We start from the raw sequence: 4,250 nt of genomic DNA on the forward strand, positions 1-4,250 counted from the left end.
CTCAACCAAGCTATTCAGGAGGAGCAGGGATGAACAAAGAAAGGCAGAAGTCAGAAGTCAGAAGGCAGAAGTCAGAAGTCAGAGGGCAGAAGGCAGAAGTCAGAAGGCAGAAGGCAGAAGTCAGAGGACAGAAGGGATTTATCACGATACCGATAGCCCAAGCCTTCTGGCAACCAGAAGGGAGCAAGGGTTACAATTCCCCACTCAACTTTTTTCAGTGGCTCGTCTTCAGAGGGAAATGGATTTGTATTGCTCTGTTGGTTTGCCTGGGCCTGGGATGCTATCCCGCCCCCGCCCAGGCCCACGGCTTTCAAACGTCCTACCTGGAACTACGAGAGCAACCCTCTGGCCAGGTGGACGTGGTCTGGAAAACCCCATCAGCCATGAGTTTTGGGGATGAAGGGCTGAGTAGTCCGATGACCATTAGCCCGGTCTTTCCCAGCCACTGCACTGGGGTGACCGTGCCTAAAGTAATGGCTACTCCCACCACCCGTGTCACCCGCTGGACATTGGATTGCGGTAAAAAGGGCTTGGCTGAAGAAACCATTGCGTTTCCGGGACTGCTCCAAAGCTCTCTGGAAGTGCTATTGCGGGTGGAATGGGCCGATGGGCACTCCCAAACCACCATGGTGCCCACTGGCGAAGAGACCTTCGTTATCCCAGAAAAAACCACTGTGTTTGCAGTGGGCCAGACCTACCTCAAACTTGGGGTCGAGCACATTTTCAGCGGCATCGACCACTTGCTGTTTGTCTTAGGGCTAGTCTTAATTGTCGGGCCATCCTGGCGTCTGGTCAAGACCATTACCGCCTTTACCCTAGCCCACAGCATTACCCTGGGTGCAGCTACCTTAGGTCTTGTGAATGTGCCCCAAGCCCCAGTGGAAGCTGTGATTGCCCTCAGCATTTTGTTCTTAGCTTCGGAACTGGCCCACAGCCGCCAGGGGAAACCAGGATTGACTGAGCAATATCCCTGGCTAGTGGCTCTCACCTTTGGGCTGCTCCACGGCTTTGGCTTTGCGGGAGCCTTGGCAGAGGTGGGATTACCCCCCCAAGACATTCCCCCAGCCCTGTTGTTTTTCAATGTTGGGGTGGAATTAGGACAACTGGCCTTTGTGCTAGTAGTGGTTGCTGTGATGGAGAGCCTGAAACGCTTTGGTCCGCACCACTACCCGCGCTGGCTGGGTTGGGTGCCCACCTATAGTATTGGCATTCTGGCCTCGTTCTGGTGTTTCCAGCGGGTTGCTGCCTTTTGGGGGTGAGTTTATCACTTAGCGGACGCAAAAACCAGAAATCTTACCCAAAACGCTCTCTCAGAAAATATCCTGGCATCTCACAATTACAAAGTTAGCAATGTCAACAATGTATTGACTGAGTGTAAGTCCAGCATTTCCCTCGTTTCAACAGAAACTATTTACCAAACCCTATCTAATTTAAGGAGTAATATCCGATGAAATTGAAGCCTTTACCCCTGAGGATTCGACCCTTGTGGTTGCGAGTACTCACTGTAGGAGTTCTCAGTCTACTGCTAACGATGGGACAAATACCTATAGCTTCAGCAGAAATTGCACCGCTCCCAGTGGAACGAAAAGCCCTATTCGGGGACCTGCACGTTCACACCAACTACTCCCTCGATAGCTATTTTGGAGCCAACCCCAATGGTCCAGAAGAAGCCTACCGCTTTGCCCGAGGGGAGGCGGTTACGATGGCTTCAGGACAATCTCATAAGTTGAAAACTGCCCTGGATTTCACTGCCTTAACTGATCATGCAGAGTTTTTAGGAGAAATAGCCATCTGTACGATGGATGAAAATTCCCCTTACTATAACTCCGAAAATTGTCAGCTAGTAAGGGATGCACAAGACGATATAGACGCTGCTGGGGAGGCATTTCAAAGATTTATAATGGGTAAAGAGGATCTTGGGGTTTGTGGTGATAATAACGAACTTTGCGAGGAATATACCCCTCTCGTTTGGGACAAGATCCAAGATGCGGCGACACAGTTCAACGAGCCAGGGGTATTCACCACCTTCAACGCCTATGAATGGACTTCTCCTGGCAATGTGCCACGAGGAATTGCGGGGGCAGGTATTCACCGTAATATCATTTTTAGTAATGATACCGTTCCTGAGACTGTGTTTTCGGGTTCGGATGTTTCCGACCCATTGAAGTCTTCTCCCAACCCAGAGCATCTGTGGGCTTGGTTGGATACTAACTGTACCGGAGAGTGTGAGGTGATCGTCATTCCCCACAACGCTAACTTGTCTGAGGGAACTGCTTTTAACCCAACCTACTACGACAACGTTACCCCCATAGATGATGTTCGCGCCAGCACTCAACAACGACTAGAGCGACTGGTAGAAGTGATGCAAACCAAAGGGGAGTCCGAGTGCAAAACGGGTTTAGGCAATGTGGATGAACTGTGTAACTTTGAAAAACTCGATACCCGTTCCGTTCGGACGGGTCCTTCCTTTCTGATCGAAGGGGCTGCCGTCCAATCCCTAACCACTGCCCCCATCTGTGATGAACTTTTTGAACCAGAGGGTTGTATTAACAAATATAGCTACATCCGAGAAGGACTCAAAGAAGGTGTCAAACAAGAGGCTAAAATTGGTGTCAACCCCTTTAAGTACGGTTTTGTGGGCGCGACCGATACCCACAGTGGGGTTCCGTCAAGTGGGGAAGAAGATAATTACCAGGGTAATCATGGTATGGCTGACGATACTCCTCAATACCGATTGGGGATTGAACAAAGTCCCATTAGTGGTGAACTCGATAACCTTTTGAATAATCCTGGTGGGTTAACAGGAGTTTGGGCTGAAGAAAACACCCGCGACAGTATCTTTGATGCCTTCCAGCGACGGGAAACCTTTGCCACCAGCGGTCCTCGTATTCAAGTACGACTCTTTGGCGGCTACGAGTTCCCAGAAGATCTCAATCTTCGAGATGATGCCATCGAGATTGCTTATGGCACTGGCGTTCCCATGGGCAGCGATTTCCCAATCCTTCCCACTGCTGAGGCAGACCCTGAGTTGTTTGTTTGGGCGATTAAAGATCCTTTGAGTGCTCCCATAGACCGCATCCAAATCATTAAGGGTTGGCTCGGTGATGATGGGGAAACCCATGAAAAGGTCTATGATGTTGCCTGTTCCGATGACAAACAGCTAAATGAGAATGGCTCATGTCCTGGAAATAAGGCCATACCGAATATTTTTACCTGTAGTTATCCCGAGAATGTGGGAGACTCAGAACTCAGTACTGTTTGGCGTGATCCTGAATTTGACCCCAATCAACACGCATTTTACTACGCACGGGTGATCGAAAATTTCACCTGTCGCTGGAGTAGCCATGATGCGCTCGCCGTTGACAAATCTATCTTCGCCTCTGGTGCTAAACCCTTTATTCGGGAACGGGCCTGGTCTTCCCCGATCTGGTATTCTCCAGCTATCGAACCTCTGCCTGCCCAACCTGTTGAAAATATGAGCCAGGAAGAATTTTGGAATCGAATCATTCAGGAAATTGAGAAACATTATTCAACCAAATGATGAAGTAAATCTATGATCCTGGCATCCCACCATGGCTTGGTAGTTTCAAAACCTATTGACTGAGTGTAAGTCCAGCAACCAAGCGATCGCTTTATAACTATTAGAAGCGATCGCAGTTACATAGGGTGCGTGATTATGGCCCAAATCTCTTGCCATCAGCCGAACGCTCCCAATCCATCCTAACGTACCATGCTGTTTGAGCCATTGGCAGACTCAAACAGCATGATTCAATCAAAAACAATTCTAAAAGGAGTTCATCAACATGAATCGAACAGTTTCACGTTTGCAAATTCGCAAACTATTTATCATAGGGTTGTGTATTTGCTTTCTGATCGGGAACATGCTATTTGTTTCCAACAGTGCCCTGGCAATTTCTTTGCCCCCTGGAGAGTACGAAATTCCATATTTCAACCGACATGTACCCCTTCCGGGAGAAATACCCTACTCCCCTTATGCAGGGCGACCCGATGAGTATCAGCCGAGCCATCCCCAGCAGGTATTCTGGGGGGACACCCACCTCCATACCATCTATTCCTTTGATGCGGGTGCGGCTGGAACTACGCTAACCCCGGAAAATTCCTACCGATTTGCCCGAGGAGAGGAAGTGACAACCGATGGTGGGCAACCAGTCCAGTTGTCTCGTCCCTTAGATTTCTTGGTGGTAACCGATCACACCGACCAGTTGGGCTCCTTCCAACAGTTTGTCGAT

General features: G+C 49.4%; 3 protein-coding genes. All 3 read left to right on the plus strand.

Features of this window, described 5'->3' with window-relative positions:
* Positions 1-1,259, plus strand: a 1,259-nt coding sequence (locus tag F6K37_RS33355; RefSeq protein WP_287254975.1) for a HupE/UreJ family protein, incomplete at its 5' end; no start/stop codon positions are given.
* Positions 1,260-1,447: 188 nt separating this feature from the next.
* Positions 1,448-3,541, plus strand: coding sequence for a DUF3604 domain-containing protein (locus F6K37_RS33360; RefSeq protein ID WP_287254978.1), 2,094 nt, complete (start codon positions 1,448-1,450; stop codon positions 3,539-3,541).
* Positions 3,542-3,803: 262 nt separating this feature from the next.
* Positions 3,804-4,250 (plus strand): DUF3604 domain-containing protein (locus F6K37_RS33365; RefSeq protein WP_287254980.1); only part of this gene is annotated, 447 nt, incomplete at its 3' end.

It is taken from the genome of Moorena sp. SIO4E2 (genome assembly GCF_010671945.1).
Lineage (GTDB): Bacteria > Cyanobacteriota > Cyanobacteriia > Cyanobacteriales > Coleofasciculaceae > Moorena > Moorena producens.